This is a genomic window from Caballeronia sp. SBC1 (assembly GCF_011493005.1).
In the GTDB taxonomy this organism is placed as follows: Bacteria; Pseudomonadota; Gammaproteobacteria; order Burkholderiales; family Burkholderiaceae; genus Caballeronia.
Genome location: NZ_CP049158.1, coordinates 1,532,356 through 1,555,027, shown reverse-complemented (window position 1 = coordinate 1,555,027; position 22,672 = coordinate 1,532,356). Strand labels below are relative to the sequence as shown.

The window sequence follows — 22,672 nt, the reverse complement described above, 5'->3', positions numbered from 1 at the left end:
ATACCGGGATAAACGCCCAACTGGTTGCCGTGAGCGGGCTTATATAGAGTGGTCCGACACTCAACCACCGGGCTCACGCCATGAAACGTTTCCACATTGCACTTGCCGTAGCCAGCCTTGAAACATCGATTGCCGATTACACGCAGCGTCTTGGCCAGGAACCCACCGCGGTCGTGCCAGGTGCCTACGCCATGTGGCGAACGGACCTGCTGAACTTCTCGGTCAATGAAAATCCGGACCCGCGCCAAGCCGGATTGCTTCGGCATATAGGCTTTGAAGACGATACGGCCCCTGGCTTTGCCAAAACGCGAGACGTCAATGGCATTGAGTGGGAGCAGTTCTCGCCTGCGGAGCAGGATCGGCGGATCGAAGAGACCTATGGCAATGCAGCAGGCAATGCAATCCGCCAGGCCCCTTCGGCATAACACTGTTTTTACGTGCGTGTGATGGACGCGCCGCCGTCCACGAGCGACGCCGTGCCGGTGACGAACGACGAGTCATCGGAGGCCAGATAAAGCACCGAGCGTGCGAGTTCTTCTGGCGTTGCGACGCGCTTTAACGCGTGCAGGTTCGTGATGAAGGTTTGCGATTCGGCGGTGTCGTTCATGTCCCGGTACATGGGGGTATCGACGGCGCCGGGCAGCACGGCGTTCACGCGGATACCCTGCGCGCCGTACTCGGCCGCCAGCGCTTGCGTGAGGCCGATCAGGCCGGCCTTGCTCGCCGCATACGAAGCCGTGCCGGGGAACGCAAACGAGTAACCCACGAAGGTCGATGTAAAGATGATCGACCCGCCGCCGTGTTCGAGCATGGCGGGAATCTGGTGCTTGGCGCCGAGGAATGCGCTGGTCAGGTTGATGGCGAGCGCGTTGTTGAATCCTTCCACCGAGACGGATGTGCTCGGTCCCATTTCGCCTAGCGTTCCGGCGTTGTTATAAGCGACGTCGAGCCGGCCAAATTTTTCGATTGCCAGCGCCACGACGGCCTTTGCATAGTCTTCCGATTGCACGTCGCCCGCGAGATAAACAGCTTCGCCGCCGTCCGCTTTGATCTCTGTCACCAGCGTTTCCAGTTCGGCCGCGCGGCGGGCGGCAACGACCACCTTGGCGCCTTCCGCCGCGAACAATCTAGCCGTGGCGCGGCCGATGCCGGCGCTCGCGCCCGTTACGATGGCAACCTTTCCTGTCAGACGATTCATGATGTTTCTCCGTTTCGTTCAGCGTGTCCGGCGCCCGATGCCCCGGTCCATGTGACGCACTTTAGCCGCGACGGAAACTTGCGAACAGGCACGGAAAATGGTCTTATCGTTCAGCTTTTGTGAATCTCGAATCGGAGTTCCGCTCAACCGCCCGACCGCACCGGAGACGTTCAATGGACCGCTTGCGCGCTTATGAAGTCTTCGTGGCCGTGGTCAAGCGCGGCAGCTTTACGCGCGCCGCCGATGCGCTCGATACATCGCCGGCTAACGTGACGCGTTATATCGTTGAACTGGAGGCGCATTTGGGGACGCGGCTGCTGAACCGGACGTCGCGGAGGTTGTCGCTGACATCGGGCGGCGAGGCGCTGTACGAGCGCTGCGTTGCAATACTCGACGACGTGGCCGAGACGGAGGGGTTGGTGTCGTCGTCCACGGCCGAGCCGCGCGGACGGTTGCGTATCAACGCGCCGTTGAGCTTTGGCGTGTTGCAGCTTGCGCCGTTATGGCCAGAGTTCATGCGGCGGTATCCCGATGTGGAGCTGGACGTCTCGCTGGTCGACCGGGTGGTGGATATTGTCGATGAAGGGGTTGATCTTGCCATTCGTATTTCGCGCTCGGGGTCAATGGGCAATGCGGCGCGCAAGCTCGCCGCGTCGCGCAATGTGCTGTGCGCGTCGCCGGCGTATTTAGCGGGGCAGCGCTTGCCGGAGCGGCCTTCGGATTTGGGCGAGCATCGCTGTATTGGTTATACGTACGCCGCGAGCGGTGACGAGTGGCAGTTTCTTGACGTCGATGAGACGCCGCACAACGTTCGGGTGAATTGCCACATGCATACGAACAACGGCGACACGGCGCGCTCGGCGGCGCTTGCCGGGCTGGGAGTGATCTGGCAGCCGACCTTCATCATTGGCGACGATCTGCGAGCGGGGCGGCTCGTAGCGTTGATGCCCGCGTTCCATATGGCGGATATCGATGTGCTCGCGATGTATCCTAGCCGGAGGCATTTGAGTTCACGCGTGAGGGTGATGATCGATTACCTGGTTGAGGTTTTGGGAGGGGTGGCGCCGTGGGATAGACCATGAAGGGCACGCATGTAACCAGGTCTGGTGTCGTGACTTGCGCGGACTATCGCAAGGCGTTGTACACGCGAGCAACCTGCGGCCGGTAGGCCGCTTCGAGACAGGACCCGTCGAAGCGGACGGGCGTCACACCACCGAAAAATCTCTTCCGCGCTGCACAGTTGGCGCCCGCTCGACTCAGAACTTGTGGCGCAAGCCAACCGTCGCCGCGATCTGGGTATCCGAAGACGACGGGGTGAGCCCGTAGACGGTAGCGACTGCGTTGCCGCCGGTCGAATCCCGCCCCGATGCGTGCTGGCCGAACACGACGGCGTAAACATCCGTCCGTTTCGAGAGGAAGTATTCGGCCCCTACATTGAGCTGCTGGTAAGTGACACCGCCCGCGCCGCCACTCGTCACCTGCGAACCGCGCGTGTAAGCATACGAAGTGCCGACCATTATGGTCGGTATCGGCCAAATCCTGAAATTGGCTTCGAGCGTATTGAACACGGCTTCGCCGCTCAAAGCTCGAGGGTTCAGGTCAGCATTCGAACCCAGGTTCCTGAACTGAGCGTTGGTATAAACGAGCCCGGCAGTCGCATTACCAAACGTGTACGCCGCCGCGGCGCCGGCGGTCTGCAGCGTTTGTGCCGACGCGTAGCCTGAATAGACCGGGACCGACACCATGTTCGAGCCCGTGACGCTCGACGCCGGGTTGTTGCCGTAGTACGAGAAATTCGGATTATGTGCGACGAGGTAAGCGGCGCCAAGCGCGAGCGGCCCCTGTTTATAGCCCACTCCGAAGGAGTAAATCCGGTTCCGCTGAGAATCTCCTGCGATGCCACCAGGACTGAATACACCGCCGAACGTAATGCCTCTATAGTCAGGGCTCGTGTATTTGATCGCGTTGTTGACGCGATAGCTGTTTCCCGTGTTGTCCAGGTCCCCGGGGTGGCTGGCGTAGCCGCCTACCGTATCGCCGCCCGCCTTCATCACGCCGACGTAATCGACGATCGAATCATATTGCCGGCCTAGGGTGACCGTACCGGCTGGACCACCCAATCCGACGTAAGCCTGCCTGCCAAACTCGGCGCCACCTTGTCCGAGAGTGCCGTTCGTTGCCGAAAAACCATTTTCAAGCAGGAACACCGCTTTGTAGCCGCCACCCAGATCCTCTTTGCCGAGCAACCCCCAGCGATTGCCTTTAAGTGAACCGGCGACCATCGAATATTGTTTCGCGCCATGCGCGTTGTTGTTGTACACAACTCCGACGTCGATAACGCCGTACAGTGAAACGGTGCTCTGCGCATGGCTAACGCAGGTATAGGAAGCGAGACAGACACCAGCGGTTATAAGTCTTTTCATGCGAATATTCTCGAACAGATCGCTGTTATTTATGAACCTTCACCGGCTTGAATCAATTTATGTATCTATAAAATACATAGGTATACGAATTAATTTTGTGTAGCATCATGCTTTAGTAGGTCTTGTTCAACTGTTAGTGCTCGGTGCCGGCAGTTCCGACGATAATGCGTAGGCGGTCAACAGGAACGGAGGCGAAAATCGCCCCCTATCTCGAGCGAATCAACGCAACGGCTTGAGCATCTCGGCAAACGACCGGAATGGTTCGGGGCCGAAATCAAACTGATAAGTCTGCTCGGCTCGAAGAAACGGTTTCGAGGTCTGCCGCGCGCCGCTCTGACTTGCGGATAACCGCTTGCATCACAAAAGTCATCATCGCGCCGAACGCGAGACAAGCAGACAGGAAGAGCATCGGCGCGATGACGCTACCGGTGCGATCCTTGATCATCGGCACTACGTTTTGCGAAATGAATCCGCCCAGGTTGCCGATTGAATTGATCGCTGCGAGGCCCGCTGCCGCGTTGGCGCCGGTCAGAAAGCGGCCTGGCAACGACCACAACACCGGTTGCCCGGCGAATATGCCGGCCGCTGCGAAGCACAGGCAAATAAACTGCAGCGTATTGCCGGGAACGAAGACGCTCAGTAGCAGGAACAACGAACCCAGCAACGCCGGCACGACAATGTGCCACGTCTGCTCGTTTCGGGCGACAGAGCGACGCGGCACCCACCACAGCACAAAGCCGACCATCAACCAGGGGATGACATTCAGTAGACCGTTGACGGTGTTGCTGACGCCGAACCCTTTGACGACCGTCGGCAACCAGTAGCTCATGCCATAGGCTGACAGCGGGAAGAACAGGAAATAAAACGACATCAGCAACACGCGCCGGTCCAGTAGCACTGCAAACGGATTCGTGTGGCCGGTCGGCGCAATGCGCGCAGCCTCGGCTTGCAAGGTCTTGAGCAGCCAGCTCTTCTCGGGCTCGGTGAGAAAGCGTGCGGTTTGCGGCGACTCGGGCAACACTTTCCATACCACTGGACTCATCAGCACCGCCGCCATGCCCGTGACAATAAACACCCATTGCCAGCCGCGCATGCCGAGCAGACCGTCGAAGTCCAGCAGGACGCCGCCAATCGGTGCTGCCACCGCATTGGCGAGCGCGCTGCCGATCATGAAATAGCCGATCAGCCGCGCGCGGTGGCGCACGGGAAACCAGAGCGTCAAGTAGTACAGCACGCCAGGATAAAACCCTGCCTCACAGGCGCCGAGCAGAAAGCGCAGGATGTAAAGCATGGCCGTGTTGTGGGTGAAGCCGAGCGCAACCGTCACCGCGCCCCATGACAGCATGATCCGTGCGAACCATCGGCGCGCGCCGACTCTGTCGAGCATGATGTTGCTCGGTATCTCGAACAGCAGGTAGCCGATAAAGAACAGTGAGGCCCCCAACCCATAGGCTGCTTCGCTCACGCCAAGGTCGGCCACCATCTGCAGTTTTGCGAAGCCGATATTCTGCCGGTCGAGATAGGCGATCAGATAGAGCAGGCCAAGCAACGGCATGAGTTTTAACGTGGCACGCCTAATGATTCGTTCGCCGTCGACGGCCGGTGATTGCACCTGCATTTTGTCTCTCTCTGTCTTTCTTGACGCTGGTCAGCGCCGCAGTCGTGTGATGGCGTAATAAGCCATTACCGTTGCCGCGGTGGTGTTTCCCGCCACGTTGATATTTGCGATCCGTTTGCAATCTGTTTGTGATCGCTCAATGCGTTGCTATCGGTCAACTCTATGGGCGACCTGAAGCCCGGTCAACTTACGAATGAGCATCCCATATACAAGGTACTTTTCAACCAATCGTGAAATTAGCTTTACTAATTATAAAAAATTGTCTCAAAATTAATCTGCTCTTACGTTTTACGCCGTGCAGGTCAGAGCACAACGCGACGGTCTCGTGTGACGTGTGACAGATCGGCTCATCAGCCAACAAGTGAAGGTTTTGGGGAGGGAACGGTGCGTCAGGTTGGTTTTTCGACGCCACGAATGCCCGCGATCAGCGTCTGTCCGAGCGCTTCGCTAAACGAATAGTCGAGCGACCGCACCGCGCATTGTTCCGGTGTCGATAGCGGCCGTCGAGTCTTATTCGTCATCCCGATGCAGACGGCTTGCGATTTGCCTACACTTCACCTGAAAAATAGACCGTGTAAGCTCGAACTTTCAAGGAGATCAATGCATGAACCTCTCGTGGCGCAACATGGATCGCGCGACTCTAGACGCGGCCTATAGTAATGGCGACCCGCCTGCCGATTTCCGGACGCGCAGCGCGGCATTCTACGCGACGCATCATGGCGAACTCGACCTTAGATACGGACCCGCCCCGCGCGAGCGCTTTGATTTTTTTCCAACAAGTAAAGCCGATCCGACGGACACGCCGACTTTCGTCTTCGTTCATGGCGGTTACTGGCAAAGCTGCGACAAGGAACTCTGCGCCTTCGTGGCGCTCGGGCCGCTCGGCCGTGGCATGAATGTCGCTGTAGCGGAGTACACGCTGGCGCCCACCGCTTCGATGACGCAAATTGTCGGCGAGATTGGACGGTTACTCGACTTCCTCGTCGAGCAAGGCCACACAACACTCGTACTCGGCGGCCACTCCGCGGGCGGTCATCTGACGGCCATGCATCGTCATCATCCGGCGGTCAAATACGCGCTGCCCGTTAGCGGCCTCTTCGATCTCGAACCCATCAGCGCAGGCGGACTGAACGAGAAGCTCGGGTTATCGGCGGAGGAAATCACGCGCTTCAGCCCAATGCGCCACATCAATCAAGGTGCCCCGATAGTCGTCTCCGTCGGCGACGCAGAACTTCCCGAACTCATCCGCCATTCGCATGACTATGCTCATGCTTGCGCCGAGGCGGGCGAGCGCGTGACCTACTTGCCGATGCCTGGAGCAGACCACTTCTCCATTCTCTATGATCTCGCCGACCCCGATGGTTTGCAACTCAAGGCGCTCGCGCAATTAATGCAAGGCTGAGATTGCTACGTATACCTTAATGAATCGCTGGCGACGAACCCGCTCAAGGAAGTGGTCGATGTGAAGCGACGCCGTGTGCGTTCAGTCACGCTGATCAAATCAGCGCCCGTCGCGCAGGAAATGACGCCCGATGTTTGGTCAAGCTTCCTTGGGGAACGGCTTGCTGAGAAACTTCGACCCCGCGAGCCCGAAGCGCCAGGGTACGTCTACTGCCTTCGAGATGCCGATGCGCGGTCCGGTCGCGACCGCATATTCCTCCTCGGGCGCTTCGAGGTGAAACGGCGCTTCGAAGAGCGACATGCCGTTGTTGCCGTGCGTGATGCCCAATGCCTGCGCAACGCGCCCCGGCCCCGAGCACAGGAGCCTTGGCGGTTCGAGGCCACGCCGTTGGCGCATGGCATCGAGACCGGTAAGTGGTTCGATCGCGCGGATCAACACACCCGCGCCGTGACCTTCTTCGCGGCAAACGAAGTTCAGGCACCAGTGAATTCCGTACGAGCGATACACATACACGTGGGCAGCCGGGCCGAACATGACAGCGTTGCGCGGGGTCGGTCCGGAGAAAGTATGCGACGCCGGATCCACGCGATCGTAGGCTTCTGTCTCCACGATCCTGCCGCCGACGCCATCGACGGTGAAGATCGCGCCGATCAGGCGGCGCGCGACCTGTTCGGACGGCGCGTTGAAGTCGATGGGTGTCGCAGTGCGGGATGATTTGAGCATTATTAAAGGAGGAGTTCACACCGGCGGAGTGCTGTGCGGATTTCGCCACGGCGGCCAGGATATTTCCTGTGCGGGAGAGGTCCGGCGCCTCGATTTTGCCGCCAGCAGCGTTCTCCGTCCACCGCCACGAGTAAATCCACGCGGCAAGCGCCCCAGCCGTCAGCCGAACCCGAACCCGAACCCGAACCCTTAAACCGCCGGGCTAATCCGCTCCCGCGTTATGGCTTTCGATGCAAACCACCACACCAGCGACGCTGTCAGCGACACGGCCGCGGCCATCGCCATCGCGGTATGCATGCCCCGCTCAAACTGACCCGGCGTCGTGAGCATCGCGCCAAAAACCGCGACGCCCAGCGCCGCGCCTGTCTGCCGCGCCGAGTTCAGCACGCCGGCCGCAATCCCGGCGCGGTTTTTATCGACGGTATCCATGAGCGAACGCGTGGCCATCGGCGTAATGAGGCCAGCGAAAAAGCCGATGGCCGGCATGGGAAGCGCGATGAGCCAGTACGGCGAAGTGTCCGTCGACATCAGCATTCCAAGGAAGCCCATCGTATAGATGCCCAGGGCGACGCAGATCGGCCGGCGCGGCCCGAACATCCTGACAAATCGCGCCGCCGACATGCTGCCCGCCGTCACAAGCGCAGTCAGCGGCAAGAACGCGAGGCCGGTCAGCAACGGCGAATAACCACGCACTTGCTGGAAATAAAGACTGAGCGTGAAGATCAAGCCATAGAAGGTCATGGCGGAGACCATCGAGACGAACGCGGCGCTGGAAAAAATCAGGTTACCGAACAAGGACAGTGGCAGCATCGGCTGCGACCGCTTCGATTCGATCGCAAAGAAGCTTCCCGCCGCAAGCACGCTCAGGGCAATGCCGCTCAAGATCCACGGCGAGCGCCAGCCAAACGAATGCCCCTCGATCAGCACGGCGATCAAACTGCCCAGCGCCAGGATGGCGGTGACCTGACCGGTGAGATCGAGGTGACGCGTCGCTGGCGGACGGTCAATACGGTCACCACGGTCAGCCCGTTCAGTGCTTGCGACCCGCGATGTCAGCCACAAGCCGATCAATCCGATTGGCAGATTCGCGAGGAAGATGCTGCGCCAGCCGAGCGCATGGATCAGGATGCCGCCAATCAATGGACCGCCGGCCATCGCCGCGCCGCCACACGCTGCCCATAGGCCGATCGCGCGGCCGCGCTCGCCTGGGTCGGCGTAGGCGCGGTTGATGAGCATCAGCGAACACGGCACCAGCATCGACGCACCGATCCCTTGCAACACGCGGGCGCCGGTCAGCGCAGCGAGGTTGGGCGCAAGACCGCAGAGCGCGGACGCCAGCGTGAACACGGCGAGGCCAGCGAAATAAACATTTTTCGCACCCAACCGGTCGCCCAGTGCGCCGCCCGTCAAAAGCAGGCTCGCGAAGGTCAGCGTGTACGCGTTGACGACCCATTGAAGACCCGCGGTGTTGGTCGCGAGCGCATCGGCGATGCTGCCTAGCGCAACGTTGACAATGGAAGTATCGAGAATAACCACTATATAGCTGATGCTGGTCGCAGCGAGGACGCGGCGCTGAAGCGTTCGGGTGTCGGGCACAGGGAGGTTTCGCAGTAAGACGGGAAATTCAGTGTAGGGACGTTCTCATGCCACAAGCTTCGACACGTATCGAAGCATGCGGACACGCGACCGGACTATCATGGCGAGATCCAAGCGGAGATCCTTCATGTGTCCTCATCCCGCAGTCTCTTCGGCCGCTTTCCTGATTGCCGATCCCACTCGCGCCACCATGCTCATGGCGCTCGCCGACGGACGCGCGCAACCTGCGGGCGAGCTCGCCCACGCGGCCGGCGTGACTGCCCAGACGGCAAGCTCGCATCTCGCGAAGCTGCTGGCGGGCGGGTTGTTGGTGGTGGAAACGCAGGGCCGGCATCGGTACTACCGTCTCGCCGGTTCGCATGTTGCGCTGGCGCTTGAAAATCTTGCATCGATTGCGCCAGGCGAACCCGTGCGTCGAATGCCGCGTAGCCGGGAAGCCCAGGACCTGCAGTTCGCACGATGCTGCTATGACCATCTCGCGGGCGGCCTGGGCGTGGCGGTGACGCAGGCGTTGCAGGATCGCGCGCTGGTTGTTGCAACCGATGACAAGCAATTCGATGTAACGCCGGCCGGCGTTCAATGGTTCAACAGCATGGGGCTGGACATGGCCGGGCTGAAGCCGACCCGGCGTGGTCTCGCCCGGCAGTGTCTCGACTGGACCGAGCGGCGGCATCATCTGGCCGGACCGTTAGGCGTCGCGTTGATGACGCAACTTTGCGCGAAGGGGTGGGTCCGTCGTTTGAAAAACTCCCGGGCCGTACAGGTGACGCCAAAGGGATGGGCTGGCCTCAAGGAACAGCTCGGCGTTGATGAGCGATGCATTGAGAAAGCAGTTTAGGCGTCGGCCTCGATGCGGTCATTGCAGCGTGATATGGCACGCGCGTTGCTGCGCTGGCTATGGCTAGTCCAACGCCGTTTTTTCAAAGGAGTGCCATCATGCCTGAGAAGAAAACCATCGAACGCGCCCATGCCGCCAAACGCGCGGGGAAGTCGCCCAGCACGCAGGCCGGCGCGTTCGTGAAGGAACAGATCGATCACATTCGCGAGGGCAAGCACGGGGCGAAGTCCGCGAAGCAGGCGATTGCGATCGGGTTGTCGGAGGCGCGCAGGTCGGGTGTGGGCCTGAAGGCGCCGAAGAAGGGCGCGGCGTCCGCTGCCACTCGGAAGAAAGCGTCGAAGGACACACAGGCCGGCCAGCACAAGACCCGACGCAGCGCGAGTACGGAATCCACGGCGAAGCGTTCCGCCACGTCCACGCGCGTGCTTAAACGCGAGGGCAGCGCGGCCGCTTCGCACACAGCGCTCTCGAAGCAAACGCATAGAAGTGCAAGCCGGCGTTCTGCCGCTGATCGCTCAGCATCCGCCAAGAAAGGCTGGGAGACGCGCCGCAAGGCGGCTTCGAAGTCGGGTTCGGCGCGGCACGCTCGTTAGGAGTGTGCGTATTTTCACAGCGCTCGCCACGAAAAAAAAGGCCGTTCCGGATCATCCAGAACGGCCTTTAGACTTGCAGTTGTGCACGGCTTGCACGCCGAGATGTGCGAGCGCAGTGTTCAGCCCCAAGCCGTCGGGCGATGTGTTTTCGCGGAAAATGCCGCTTACGTTGTCACTGCAAGCGGCTTTTTCGAGCCCGCGTTATTTCACCGTTTCGAGCACCTTGCGAACCGTGCTGAAAATCTGCTCGATCTGGTCGTCTTCGATGATCAGCGGCGGCGAGAACGCGAGAATATCGCCTGTATAGCGCACCAGAACGCCTGCCTCGAAGCATTTAACGAATGCTTCGTAGGCCCGCGCGCCCGGCGCGCCATCGCGCGATTCCAGTTCAACCCCCGCCACCATGCCGAGATTGCGCACGTCTTTCACGTGAGGCGCATCGCGCAACGCATGAGCGGCAGCTTCGAACTTCGGTGCCTTCGATGCCGCTCGCTCAAACAATTGCTCGCGGGCATACAGGTCGAGTGTGGCGATCGTGGCGGCGGCGGCCATGGGGTGCGCCGAATACGTGTAGCCGTGGAACAACTCGATACCGTTCGCCGCACCCGCATTGACGATCGTGTCATGCACGTTGCGATGCGCAGCCACGGCGCCCATTGGAATGGCGGCGTTGTTGATCGCTTTTGCCAGCGTCATCAGGTCCGGCGTCACGCCGAAATATTCGGCCGCCGTCGCTTTGCCGAGCCGGCCGAAGCCCGTTATGACTTCATCGAAAATTAGCAGGATGCCGTGCTTCGTGCAGATCTCGCGCAGCTTTTGCAGATAACCCTGCGGCGGTACGAGTACGCCCGTCGAACCAGCCAGCGGTTCCACGATCACGGCAGCGATGGTCGATGCATCGTGCAGCGCGACAATGCGTTCGAGTTCATCGGCGAGATGCGCGCCCCATGCCGGCTGGCCCTTCGAGAACGCGTTGTGCTCAGGCGCGTGCGTGTGCGGCAGATGATCGACGTTCGGCAGCAACCCGCCTGAAAACGTCTTGCGGTTCGGCCCAATGCCGCCAACCGAGATGCCGCCGAAACCCACCCCGTGATATCCGCGTTCGCGGCCGATCAGCTTTGTGCGCTGGCCTTCGCCGCGTGCGCGGTGATAGGCGAGGGCGATTTTCAGCGCGGTATCGACGGATTCGGAGCCCGAGTTGGTGAAGAAGATGCGGTCGAGGCCTTCCGGCATGATCGCCGCAACCTTCGTGGCTGCTTCGAACGCGAGCGGGTGGCCCATCTGGAACGTCGGCGCGAAGTCGAGCGTGGCGGCTTGCTGCTGGATCGCGGCGACGATTTCATCGCGGCAATGGCCTGCGTTCACGCACCAGAGGCCGGCACAGCCGTCCAGAATCTCGCGGCCGTCGGTCGCGCGGTAATACATGCCCTTGGCGCCCTCGATCAGGCGCGGTGCAGCTTTGAACTGCCGGTTGGCGGTGAAAGGCATCCAGAACGACGAGAGGTCGTCGATGACGGGGCGCGAAGTCATATGAAGTCTCCTGTTAGAACAAGCAATGTAGTCCTCGATAAAAACCCGCGGCATAGACAGTTGTCCTGTCGCGGAGAGAACTGTGCTGGCAAAATGGTGCAAACTGTATTGGTCGTCTACTTTGGGCGATCAACCCTGATCATCCTCTTCTTGCCGACTCATGATCGAACTTCAACTGGACCGTGACCGCGCGCAAGCGACGCTCGTCGAACAACTGGTGCGGGCGTTTTCCGGCGCCATCGAACAGCAGGCGCTGCGTGCTGGCGCGTTGCTGCCTTCGGTGCGCCAGCTCGCGCAGGCCGAGCGGTTGAGCACCTTCACGGTAACGGAAGCGTATGGACGCCTTGTATCGATGGGCCTTGTGGTCGCGCGACGCGGCTCGGGGTACAGGGTGGCGGCGCGCGCTCCGGCCGCCCACAAGCGCGCCGTGGCATGGCAGCCACCGAGCCTCACCGCGACCTGGCTCCTGTCCGATGTATTCGCCGATCATTCCGTGCCGATCAAAGCCGGCTGCGGCTGGCTGCCCAACGAATGGGTCAACGAAAGCGGCTTGCATCACGCGTTGCGCTCGATCAGCCGCGTGCCGGCGGCGCGTATGGCCGACTACGGGCATCCGTATGGTTTTGCGCCGTTGCGCGAGCGGATTGCCGAGCAACTGGACCGCTACGGTTTGCCCGCCGACCCCGCCACGAACGTGTTGCTCACCGCCGGGGCTACGCAGGCGCTTGACCTGATTGTGCGCACGCTGTTGCGCCCCGGCGATACGGTCATCGTGGAAGATCCCGGCTACTGCAATCTGCTGCAGATCCTGCAACTGGGCGGCCTGGTTGTGAGAGGTGTGCCGCGCACACCGGCCGGTATTGATAACGACGTGCTTGAGCAACTGGTGATCGAGCATAGTCCCAAGGCCATCTTTCTCAACACGACGCTGCAGAACCCGACCGGCGCGACCTTCGGCATGGCGGCGGCGTTTCGCCTGTTGCAGATCGCGGAACGCTATGGTTTGTGGGTTGTGGAAGACGATGTTAACCGCGAACTCGCGCCGCCCGGGGCACCGCTTCTGGCCGCCATGGAAGGCTTGAGCCGCGTGCTGTACGTGGGCGGATTTTCGAAGACGATCACGCCGGGATTGCGCTGCGGCTATGTGGTCGCCGAGCGCGACGTGCTGCGCGAACTGGCACGGACGAAGATGGCGGTGGGGCTGACTTCATCGGCGGCGACGGAGCGTATCGTTGAAAAAGTGCTGACCGAGGGGCGTTATGCGCGTCACGTGGAATCGGTCACGGAGAAGCTCAAGGACGCGCACGTGCAGGTCGAGGACCGGATGGATGCGCTCGGGGTTGAGCTGTTTCATCGGCCGCGTGCGGGCTTGTTTGTGTGGGCGAGGTTGCCGGTTGAGCCTGAACTGGCGAGCGAATTGGCGACGCAGGCGCTGGAAGATGGGATTTGGCTCGCGCCGGGTTCGTACTTTCGCCCTAACGATGCCGCGAGCAACTGGTTTCGCTTCAACGTGCCGTATTCCACTGACGATGCGTTGTGGGGGTTCGTCCAGAAGTGGATCGAACGCTAGAGCCTCGCTGTGCGTATCAGAGTAGATTCAAGCTTCCCTTCAAGCTTCCCGCAGCGACAATTCGACGTGCTTCAAACGCCTCACGATCCGTTCCAGGAACTCGAGCGTGACGTGAGACAAAACGCGCTGGTTCGGCGCGATGATGCCAACCGTAAGCGCATTGATATTCGCGTCGTCGAGGGGCCGCCATACAACTTCGCCTCGGACCAGTTCATCGAGAAAGGCCATTTTCGAGAAGAACGAGATGCCGTGTCCCGCCGTAATCAGCCGCTTGAGCAGCGTGGTCGAGTTGCAGGTCAGGCTGGGCTCCAGCGCTTCCCAGTACGCGGTGAAATCACTCGATACCACGCTCTGTATCGGCGAGCGGCCTTCCAGGCGCAGGAAAGCGTGGTTGCGGCAGTCGTCGAAACTGATTCGCTCTTTTTTCGCCAGCGGATGGGACGACGCCATGATCACACCCGGCGGCAGCGACACCTCCGAGACAACGTCAAGACCCGCTGGCAGCTTCGTGATGTACGAGATGCCGATGTCGTACTCGCCGCTGACGAGACGCGGCGCCACATCGTGCGGAGGAACCGCGACGATCGAATACGTCACGGCCGGATAAACCTCCGAAAACTCTTCGACCGTCGCCGGCAGGAAATCGACGAAAAGAGAATCCATTGCCGCGACCGAAACGTGGCCCTTGCGCTCGCCTTTCAGGTCGTCGAGCTCGCTTCGCATCAGATGGAAATCGTTCAGCGTTGCGCGAATGTGCTGCAGCATGCGTTCACCGGCGGCATTCAGGCGGATGCCGTTGGGCAGCCGGTCGAACAACTCCGTCCCCATCTCTGCTTCAAGCTTCAAGATTTGCCGGTTGACGGCGCTGGACGCCACAAAGAGATTCTGTGCGGCCTTGCGAATCGAACTGCATCGCGCCACTTCGACAAAATATTTCAGGACGTTCGCATGCATCGTGCTACCTCAATCGTGATTCGTCATTCGTGGGTCCTCAACGCGCGGCGGTTGCCGCGGGTGCAGCGGGTGCCAGATACGCAGCGACTGTCGGATGATCGCAGGATACTTTGCCCACGTCGCACGCACCACCCGGGGAACCGAGCGCACTGACGTCCGGCCCGAAAAACTCCCGGTTCACAGCGGTGAACCGCGCTTCGGCGGGTGGAAGTTCCTCTTCGTGAAAGATTGCCTCGGTCGGGCATACCGATACACACACCCCGCAGTTGATGCACTCTTCGGGGTGAATGTAGAGCGTGCGTTCGCCTTCGTAGATGCAATCCACCGGGCAGCATTGAACGCACGCGCCATCTTTCACGTCAATGCACGGTGACGTAATCACGTAGGCCATCAGCGACCGCTCCAGCGAGGCTTGCGCTTCTCCTGAAACGCTCGTACGCCTTCGTTCGCATCCTCCGACTGCAACGCGGTCACGAGAGCGGGCAAGCGGAGCGCTTGCGCGTCGGAGGCCGACAGCGTGGAGGTCCGCTTGACGACCTGCTTGATCGCCTGCAGGGACAGTGGCGCGCAGGCGAGCACCGCCTCGACCCAGCGTTCAACGGCGGCATCAAGTTCCGCGCGCGGCACCACTTCGTTGACGAGACCCATATCGCGCGCTTCATGGGCCGACACACGGCGTCCGGTCAGCAGCATTGCCATTGCCTGCCGATAGGGGATCTGGCGTTGCAACAGCGTCATCCCGCCGTCAAGCGGCATGCGTCCCACCAGCGCTTCGGGCAAGCCGAAACTGGCTTCCTCGCATGCAATGACCAGATCGCATCCCAGGACCATTTCAAAGCCACCGCCAAGCGCAAAGCCGTTGACCCGTGCAATCACCGGCACGTTCAGCGTCTCGCGCAGCGCAATGCCGCCGAAACCACCGGGACGTGGCGCGGCCCAGTATTCCAGACCACTCGTGGACGAGTTCTTCAAGTCCGCGCCGACACAAAATGCGCGCTCGCCTTCACCGGTCAGGACAATCACGCGGACGTCGCGGTTTTGTTCCAGCTCGGTCCAGATGCGCTGAAGTTCAGCTTCGGTGGCGAGGTCGACCGCGTTGAGCGCGGCGGGCCGCGCGAGCGTGACCCGCGCGACATGCTGATCGATTGTCAGGCTGACTGTCATACAGCCTCCGTGGCGACGCCGCCGCGCAGTTCTTGCAGGATATCTTCCGTATGCTGCCCGAGGCGCGGCGGCGCGCGACGAAGGCCTACGGGCGCCAGCGACATATTGATCGGACTGCCGATGAACCGCACCGGCTGACCTTCGCCTTCCCCTTCGATAATCAACTGGTTGTGCACGGTCTGCGGATCGACGAGTGCTTCGCGCAGATCGCGCACCGGCGCGCATAGCAGGTCCTGCTCTTCCAGCCGATCGAGCCAGAACTCGCGCGTATTGCTCGCGAAGCGCTCGCGGAAGATGCGATGCAACTCGGGCTTATGAAGAAATTGCGCCTTGAGGTTGCAAAAGCGCGGGTCGCCAGAAAGGTCGGGAATCTCGAGCGCTGCGCAGATATCTTGCAGCGGATTCGGCTTGAAAGCGCCAACCATGACGAGCGCGCCATCTTGCGTATCGAAGACGCCGGACAGCGGCATCGCGGCCCAGTTCACCTCCGAGTCCGCCATCATGATCATCGCGGCTTCCTGCATCTGCATTGCAAGCATCGAGTTATAGAGCGAGACGCCGACCTTCTGTCCTTCTCCCGTGCGTTCACGATGCAGCAGGGCCAGCAGAATGCCCTGAACCATATGCATGCCGGCAGAATAGTCGGCGAGGGCGGTGGGGTACACGGACACCGGCATTGACGCGTCGGCCCGGCGCGCCATCACGCCGCTCATTGCCTGGGCGAGCACGTCCTGTCCACCTTTGTGTGCGTACGGGCCCGTTTCACCGAAGCCCGACCCTATTGCGTAGATCACGCGCGGGTTCAACCGGCGACAGTCTTCATAGCCGATACCCATGCGGTCCATCACCCCCGCGCGGAAGTTGCTGACCACCACATCGGCATCTGCGATCAGGGTCTTGAGCGCCGCCATCTGCGCGGCGTCGCGCAAGTCGAGCGCCATGCTGCGCTTGTTGCGGTTCAGGCTGCAGAAGATCGGATTGTCCGCGCCAGCCACCGGCTCGAACGTTGAACGGCTCAGGTCGCCGGCTCCCTGCCGCTCTATCTTGATCACGTCCGCGCCGTAGTCGGCGAGCATCTGCGTGCAGACGGGACCCATCATGACCTGCGTGAGATCGATCACGCGTACGCCCGCAAGGGGCAGGTCGTGTGGTTTCATCGTGTCAGGTGCGTGCTTCATGCGGCTGCCCTCGCGTCGACATGCGCGGCAAGAGGCGGCACGTCGGCGTTGCGGCCGGTCTGGTCACCCGGATCGGCGCCTTGTGCGCGCAAGGCTTTCTGCAACGCGAGAACGTCCACATCGCGCACTCGTACGCCCGCAGCCAGGGCTTGCGCGGCGGCAACGCCCGCGGCTTCTCCCATCGCCATGCACGGAGGAATTTCACGCGACATTTTTTGTGCCTGTGAGGTCGCCGAGTAATGGCGCCCGGCCACCAGCAGATTGTCGATCTGTTTGGGCAGCAACACACGATACGGCATGTAGTAGTCGCGTCCCCGCGCAATGCTGTCGTCGAAACGCGTGCGCTGCGCGAGGTCTTCTTTCGTCATCACGTATTCGCCTTCCAGCAGACGCGTCTGGCGCACCCCCGTTTGCGGGGCGACGTCGATCACATAGCATTGCTCAAAGCCAGGAAGCTTCTCGCGTACGAAATCGACGACCGCGTGGATGTGTTTGCGGCCCTGTAATTCCGCGCGCGTCAGGTGTTCGGGCTTGAGGCCGTCGAGACCGGCCATGTGCGGACAGTTGCACCACACGACACCCGGCAATGGGGTCTTCAGCCACCAATAACCCCAGGAGCCTCCGAGAATGCGCTTGATCTGACGATCCAGTGCCGCAAATACTTCGGGTTCCTCAGCTTCGAAGCGCTCGGCCGCGTCAGTATCTACACCGCCGAGACGGAACACTGTCGTGGTGATATAGGTGCCTCCAACGTGTTCCACGCCAGCCGAAGCGGCGACATCGAGGTCCCCCGTTGCGTCGATCACGATATCAGCGAGGATCGCTTCGCGACCGCTTTTCGTGTCGCAGATCACGCCCTTGACCTGGCCGTCCTCGACCAGGGTGCGCGAGAACCACGAGTGCAGCCGCAACTTGATACCAAGCGACTCCACCATTTCAAGCGCCACCCGCTTCATTGCGTCCGGGTCGAAAGCCGCTGCAAAACAGACGGGGTGCGGGGTCTTCTGACTGTGAAAATCGAATGTGCCCCAACGGCCCCATCGGCGATACGCGGCAGGATCGTCGCCCCACTCGTCCGAGCGCGGAAAGCTCGCGAGCTTGCGTGCCGCCATGCGTTCTATAAAGGTCATGCAGATGCCGCGCACGGAGATTTCCTGCAGATGGTTGTCCCACATGTCGTCGAGCACCAGCACCATGCCTCCCGACGCGAGGCCGCCGAGATGGTTGTAACGCTCAAGGAGGATCACCTCCGCGCCGTTGCGCGCAGCGGCGATCGCGGCCGACAAGCCAGCCGGTCCCCCGCCAACCACGACGACGTTAGCCTTCGCCGCGACGCGCACATCGCTCGCGGGCTCCTGAATCCAGTCACTGATCATGTTCATGTGTCTCCTCTCGGAAGTAAGTGTTGTTCGCGAGCTTGTCGCACTTGGTGCCTCGCGTCCGGCTCAGTGGGAAGCTTCGGGCTGCCATGTAATGAGCCAGCGTTCGAGTATTGCGATCACCAGAAAGAAGAGGCCGGACAAGACCGCGCTCATGATGATTGCCGTGTACAGCAAGGCTGAATCGAAGCTGTAGGTTGCCTGGATGATCATGGCGCCAATACCCTGCGTCGAGCCGATCCATTCGCCGACTACCGCGCCGATCACCGACATCGACGCAGCAATGCGCAGTGCGGAGAACAGATAGGGCAGGGAAGCGTAGAGACGCAGCTTGAAGAAGATCTCGCGCTTGCTGGCCGACAGGATCTGCATCAGTTCCATCGCCTGCGGATTGACCGCCTGCAGCCCGCGGACCATGTTCACCAGCGTCGGGAAGAAGCAGACAATTGCGGCGATCGTGATTTTCGGTTCGAGGCCGTTGCCCATGATCAACACGAGGATGGGCGCCTTCGCGACTACCGGGATCGAATTGATCATCACGGCGACCGGATAGAAGATGTCCTGCAGCGTCTTGTTGTGAACGAAGACGGTGGCAAGCAGAATCGCCGTAAGGTTACCGAGCAGAAAGCCCGCCGACGCCTCAATGGCCGTAGGCACCATGTTCTGCAGCAGCACGTCGCTTTTGCTGACGAGCGTTTGCGCCACGAGCCAGGGCGACGGCGCAATAAACGGCTTTACGTGAAAGCCTGCTACCACTGCCCACCACGTAAACAACAGCCCCGCCACGCCAAGGATTGGCAAGATGCGCGCGCGCCAGATCTGCTGGCGACGGCGAGCGAGATAGGCCTGCGCTTCGGGGTCCGCCGATTGGGGCGGCAGGTTCAGACGGATGTCGGTGGGTGTCATCAGCAGGTCTCCAGCACACGCCGCAAATAGGCGGAAAGTTCAACGAATTCGGGTGTTTCCCGGATATCGAGCGTGCGGTCTTCAGGCAGGCCGACCGGCACGATCTCTTTCACGCGCCCGGGGTTGGCGGCAAGCATCAAGACGCGCTGACCGAGAAACGCCGCTTCATAAATGCTGTGCGTGACGAACAGCGTTGTAAGTCCCAGTTCCTTCCAGACCCGGCGCAGCTCTTCGTTGAGGCGGTCGCGCGTGATTTCGTCGAGTGCTCCGAACGGCTCGTCCATCAACAGTACTTTCGGGTCGCTGACAAGCGCCCGTGCGATCGCGACGCGCTGGCGCATCCCGCCAGACATCTCATGCGGATAAGCGTCCTCGCGACCCTTGAGGCCGACGAGCTCCAGCAGTTCGCGCGGCGTGGCCCGCCCGGCTCGCGCACGGCCTTCAGCAACTTCCAGTGGCAGCTGTACATTCTGGATGGCGGTGCGCCAGGGCAGCAGCGCTGCGTCCTGAAACACGAAGCCGATGTCCCGGCGCAGGCGCGCGACCCGAGGTGCCACGCCGAGCACGCTGATGTCGCCGCGGCTTGGTTTGACGAGGTCGGCGACGACTCTCAGGAAGGTCGATTTCCCGCAGCCTGAAGGACCCAGCAGTGTGAGAAATTCGCCTTGCGCGACGTCGAGGCTCAAGCCTTCGATGGCGATGACGCTGCGCCGGTCCGTAAAGAAGCGGACGTTAATATTGCGGCAGCTGATTGCAACTGCGCTGTCGTGCGGCGCGGCAACGGACGAGTGAGGCACCTCCGCTCGTAGCGGATTGATAGTGGCAGCATGCATGTTTTACACCGTGAGGCGAGAGGAAAGGGTGGCCTTGAGGATGTCCAGTGTCATGACGTCCCCGACCTTCGGCGGTTGCGCCCGAAACTGACCGAGCTGCGCGTACATGGAGATCTGTTCTTCCCAGACGCTCGTATCCATCGCGCCCCAGCCCTGGGTCTGCGTGGTCTTATTGAACGCATAGCTCATCAGCGAATCAATGGCGACGCGCTCGTCCGCCCGGTTCAGGTTCGGGTATTCCTTGACGAGCAGATCGACCGACTGGTCGCGATGGGTGTTCGCATAGTTCCAGCCGCGCGCGGTGGCGCGCAGGAAGCTCGCGACGGTGTCCGGATGGTCCCGCAGCATTGCGGTGGTTGTGTAATACGGCAACGCATAAAGGCGCACGCCGGTATCCCACAAGCGCAAATCGACGCGGTCCGCCCCAAGCGCCTTGAGTGCCGTGGTGTTGGTTTGCCAGCCGGTCACGGCATCGACCTGGCCGCTCAGGAGCGGCATCATGTCCGCACCGATCGGCACGATCTCGACCTGGCTCTCCGGGATCTTGTTTTTCGCGAGCAGCGCCTTGAGCAACACCATTCCCGTCGACTGAATACCGACCCGCTTGCCGATCATGTCTTGCGGCGAGCGAATCGGCTTTTTCTTGAGTGAAAAGAACGTGTAAGGATGCTGCTGCAGTCCGGTGGCGATGCATTTGATCGGCAGACTCTCCGAAACCGCCAGCATGATTGACGGACTTGACGAAATCTCGCCCGTTTCACAGCGCCCCGAGGCGACAATGGCCACGCCGTCGATGTTCGGGCCACCCGGCTGGATCTGAAAATCTATTCCTTCCTGCTCGTAGTAACCGAGCCGCTTGGCGACGACTTCACCCACCTGATTGCCGCCCGGGATCCACCCGAGCTGCATGCTGACAGTTGCCTTACCACTCGCGAACGCCCGCACCGAAAGCAGTGCGCCCGCCGTTGCCATGCCGCCTGCCGCGAGTGACATTCGCAGCAAACGCCGGCGTCCGGCACTTTCGATCTCTGACATCTTCATCTCCGATGGTCCTTCATGGATGCAAGGGGGCCGGTCTCGTAGCACGCGGTGTTGCCGGCGAAATTCATTGTCAGTAGCCGAAAGTGTCCCCGCAAGCATCAATTTTGCAGATAAGCGATGCCGAAATTAGAGCGGTACCTTGGTTTACGGCTAGCTTTCCGATGCTGAGAAAGAGACGAGTGCGGAGACCGGCCGCGCGCGTTTAGCACGCATCCGGTATAGACGTGCGCTAAAAAATCGATCACCGGGAGTTAAATTCAGTGCTAGGCAGGCCGATTTTTGTTCCGCAAAAATCGGTTCAAGCAGAGACGAATCCGCATGCAATGAAACGTCCTTGACCGTGAGGTCAGAAGGCGATTTCGGTCTGGCAGGTGCGGAGTGACCTGAAGGTTCATCGAAGAACGGATGCCCATGCGGCATCCATTTATATTCGTGATCCTAATTAATAGAAAACGGCATCTTTAATTTTCACGTGCTTAAACAAACATCCAGGGGAATCATGAATCGACGTCTCGTTGTTCTTGCCGCAACTGCTCTGGCCTGTCAGGGCGCATTCGCTCAAAGCAGCGTGACCCTCTACGGCCTGGTATCGGTGGGAATTGTTTATGCGAACAATCAGAAAGGGGCCGACCAGCAAGGGCACTCGACCTGGCAATTCGCAAGCGGTCCTATGCAGACGCCGCGGTGGGGCGTGAAAGGCGCGGAGGATCTCGGTGGTGGCGTGAAAGCCATCTTCACATTGGAGAATGGCTACAGCATTGGCACGGGGGCGCTCTCGCAGGGCGGCCGCGAATTTGGCCGGCAGGCTTTCGTCGGTTTGTCGTCAAACACACTTGGTACGGTGACGCTTGGGCGGCAATACGATGAGGCCGTGACGTTGTGCACCTTCGAGTCGGCGTGCCAGTTTGCAGCCTACGGCGCTCACATTGGCGACAGCGACAATGTGTTCGACACATTCCGGATCAACAACGCGGTCCAGTACAAAAGTGTCGAATACGCCGGGCTTCAATTCGAGGGCCTGTACGGCTTCTCAAACAAGGCGGGCGATTTTTCGGACAACAACGCCTACAGTGCGGGCGTGCAGTATCACAATGGGCCTGTGACGGCTGGAGCGGCATTTCTTCAGGTCAACATGCCGAACGACGCTAACAATTCAGCCGGCGCGGTGGTGGGCGACTACGGCTATACGTCGCCATTCCTCACGAATCCGGCAACTTCATCCGGTGTACGCAAGCAAAGAATGTTTGGCACGGGCGGAGCCTATGCCTTGGGTACAGCAAGCCTTTCGCTGCTCTATACCGACGTGCGATTCGACTATCTTGATGCCTCACGGCTCACGCTGCAGAACTATGAGATATCGCTTACGGATTACGTGAGGCCCGATGTGATGGTTGGTGCGGCCTATATCTTTACCACTGGGCAGTACCATCCGCAGAACAACAGCCCGAAATGGCATCAGGTGAACGCGGGCGTCGACTACTTCCTCAGCAAGAGAACTGATCTCTTCCTCGTGGGCATTTATCAGAGAGCCGCGGGGGACGCGCAATTCGCGCAGATCTATACGTTGTCGCCGTCGAGTACCAAATCTCAGGTCTCTGCTGTGCTCGGCATGCGCATTAAATGGTAAGGAATGCTGCTTGAACGGCCGAACTTGTGTTCGGACACTCCGGCGAGTTGGCTGAATTTGATCGATAAGCGCAAACTCAACCTACTTCGGAGAACAGCG

General features: G+C 60.6%; 21 protein-coding genes. 7 read left to right on the top strand and 14 right to left on the bottom strand.

The features are described from left to right. Positions 1-80 precede the first annotated feature (80 nt). Positions 81-425 (top strand): hypothetical protein, encoded by a 345-nt coding sequence (locus SBC1_RS33760; RefSeq protein WP_165104640.1) that lies wholly within the window; start codon positions 81-83, stop codon positions 423-425. A gap of 8 nt (positions 426-433) precedes the next feature. On the opposite strand, the gene SBC1_RS33755 is transcribed toward SBC1_RS33760, so the two are convergent. Beyond that, positions 434-1,198 (bottom strand): SDR family oxidoreductase, encoded by a 765-nt coding sequence (locus tag SBC1_RS33755; protein WP_165104639.1) that lies wholly within the window; start codon positions 1,196-1,198, stop codon positions 434-436. Between the two features lie 173 nt (positions 1,199-1,371). On the opposite strand from SBC1_RS33755, the gene SBC1_RS33750 reads away from it, so the two are divergent. Next, positions 1,372-2,280, top strand: a complete 909-nt coding sequence (locus SBC1_RS33750) for a LysR family transcriptional regulator (RefSeq protein ID WP_165104638.1) — start codon at positions 1,372-1,374, stop codon at positions 2,278-2,280. 174 nt (positions 2,281-2,454) lie between these two features. Here SBC1_RS33750 and SBC1_RS33745 read toward each other — a convergent pair whose 3' ends face one another. Both SBC1_RS33745 and SBC1_RS33740 read right to left on the bottom strand, forming a co-directional pair. Beyond that, entirely contained in the window at positions 2,455-3,621 is a 1,167-nt protein-coding gene (locus tag SBC1_RS33745; protein ID WP_165104637.1) for a porin, read from the bottom strand. Between the two features lie 274 nt (positions 3,622-3,895). Then, on the bottom strand, positions 3,896-5,239 hold the full coding sequence (locus SBC1_RS33740; protein WP_165104636.1) for an MFS transporter: 1,344 nt from the start codon (positions 5,237-5,239) through the stop codon (positions 3,896-3,898). Positions 5,240-5,843: 604 nt separating this feature from the next. Here SBC1_RS33740 and SBC1_RS33735 point away from each other — a divergent pair. After that, positions 5,844-6,641 (top strand): alpha/beta hydrolase, encoded by a 798-nt coding sequence (locus tag SBC1_RS33735; RefSeq protein ID WP_165104635.1) that lies wholly within the window; start codon positions 5,844-5,846, stop codon positions 6,639-6,641. A 138-nt stretch (positions 6,642-6,779) separates the two neighbouring features. Here SBC1_RS33735 and SBC1_RS33730 read toward each other — a convergent pair whose 3' ends face one another. Next, entirely contained in the window at positions 6,780-7,364 is a 585-nt protein-coding gene (locus SBC1_RS33730) for a DNA-3-methyladenine glycosylase (RefSeq protein ID WP_165104634.1), read from the bottom strand. A 189-nt stretch (positions 7,365-7,553) separates the two neighbouring features. Next, positions 7,554-8,960: an MFS transporter gene (locus tag SBC1_RS33725; RefSeq protein ID WP_241202325.1), complete on the bottom strand. Its 1,407-nt coding sequence runs from the start codon at positions 8,958-8,960 to the stop codon at positions 7,554-7,556. Positions 8,961-9,087: 127 nt separating this feature from the next. Between SBC1_RS33725 and SBC1_RS33720 the strand changes: the two genes are divergently transcribed. Together SBC1_RS33720 and SBC1_RS33715 are read left to right on the top strand one after the other, a co-directional pair. Further along, positions 9,088-9,798 carry a helix-turn-helix transcriptional regulator gene (locus tag SBC1_RS33720; RefSeq protein WP_165104633.1) on the top strand — a complete coding sequence of 237 codons (711 nt, stop codon included), beginning with the start codon at positions 9,088-9,090 and terminating at the stop codon, positions 9,796-9,798. A 98-nt stretch (positions 9,799-9,896) separates the two neighbouring features. After that, entirely contained in the window at positions 9,897-10,391 is a 495-nt protein-coding gene (locus SBC1_RS33715) for a DUF6496 domain-containing protein (protein WP_165104632.1), read from the top strand. 201 nt (positions 10,392-10,592) lie between these two features. On the opposite strand, the gene SBC1_RS33710 is transcribed toward SBC1_RS33715, so the two are convergent. Then, positions 10,593-11,921 (bottom strand): aspartate aminotransferase family protein, encoded by a 1,329-nt coding sequence (locus tag SBC1_RS33710; RefSeq protein ID WP_165104631.1) that lies wholly within the window; start codon positions 11,919-11,921, stop codon positions 10,593-10,595. 160 nt (positions 11,922-12,081) lie between these two features. On the opposite strand from SBC1_RS33710, the gene SBC1_RS33705 reads away from it, so the two are divergent. Then, on the top strand, positions 12,082-13,491 hold the full coding sequence (locus tag SBC1_RS33705; protein WP_165104630.1) for a PLP-dependent aminotransferase family protein: 1,410 nt from the start codon (positions 12,082-12,084) through the stop codon (positions 13,489-13,491). A 39-nt stretch (positions 13,492-13,530) separates the two neighbouring features. On the opposite strand, the gene SBC1_RS33700 is transcribed toward SBC1_RS33705, so the two are convergent. From SBC1_RS33700 to SBC1_RS33665, 8 genes are all read right to left on the bottom strand, one after another. Then, a complete protein-coding gene (locus tag SBC1_RS33700; protein WP_165104629.1) occupies positions 13,531-14,445 on the bottom strand; it encodes a LysR family transcriptional regulator in 915 nt (304 codons plus the stop codon). 37 nt (positions 14,446-14,482) lie between these two features. Then, the gene (fdxA, locus tag SBC1_RS33695; protein ID WP_165104628.1) at positions 14,483-14,836 is read right to left on the bottom strand and encodes a ferredoxin; all 354 of its coding nucleotides are present in this window, start codon (positions 14,834-14,836) and stop codon (positions 14,483-14,485) included. Continuing rightward, positions 14,836-15,609 (bottom strand): enoyl-CoA hydratase-related protein, encoded by a 774-nt coding sequence (locus tag SBC1_RS33690; RefSeq protein WP_165104627.1) that lies wholly within the window; start codon positions 15,607-15,609, stop codon positions 14,836-14,838. The genes fdxA and SBC1_RS33690 overlap by 1 nt, the downstream gene beginning before the upstream one ends. Next, complete coding sequence (locus SBC1_RS33685) at positions 15,606-16,787, bottom strand: CaiB/BaiF CoA-transferase family protein (protein WP_241202324.1); 1,182 nt, start codon at positions 16,785-16,787, stop codon at positions 15,606-15,608. The genes SBC1_RS33690 and SBC1_RS33685 overlap by 4 nt, the downstream gene beginning before the upstream one ends. Continuing rightward, complete coding sequence (locus SBC1_RS33680; RefSeq protein ID WP_165104626.1) at positions 16,784-18,169, bottom strand: FAD-dependent oxidoreductase; 1,386 nt, start codon at positions 18,167-18,169, stop codon at positions 16,784-16,786. The genes SBC1_RS33685 and SBC1_RS33680 overlap by 4 nt, the downstream gene beginning before the upstream one ends. A gap of 63 nt (positions 18,170-18,232) precedes the next feature. Next, positions 18,233-19,072, bottom strand: coding sequence for an ABC transporter permease (locus SBC1_RS33675; protein ID WP_165104625.1), 840 nt, complete (start codon positions 19,070-19,072; stop codon positions 18,233-18,235). After that, positions 19,072-19,905: an ABC transporter ATP-binding protein gene (locus tag SBC1_RS33670; protein WP_165104624.1), complete on the bottom strand. Its 834-nt coding sequence runs from the start codon at positions 19,903-19,905 to the stop codon at positions 19,072-19,074. Before SBC1_RS33670 ends, SBC1_RS33675 begins: the two co-directional genes overlap by 1 nt. 3 nt (positions 19,906-19,908) lie before the next feature. Continuing rightward, positions 19,909-20,940, bottom strand: coding sequence for an ABC transporter substrate-binding protein (locus SBC1_RS33665; protein WP_165104623.1), 1,032 nt, complete (start codon positions 20,938-20,940; stop codon positions 19,909-19,911). Positions 20,941-21,445: 505 nt separating this feature from the next. Here SBC1_RS33665 and SBC1_RS33660 point away from each other — a divergent pair. Continuing rightward, positions 21,446-22,573, top strand: coding sequence for a porin (locus tag SBC1_RS33660; protein WP_165104622.1), 1,128 nt, complete (start codon positions 21,446-21,448; stop codon positions 22,571-22,573). The last annotated feature ends 99 nt before the right edge of the window (positions 22,574-22,672 follow it).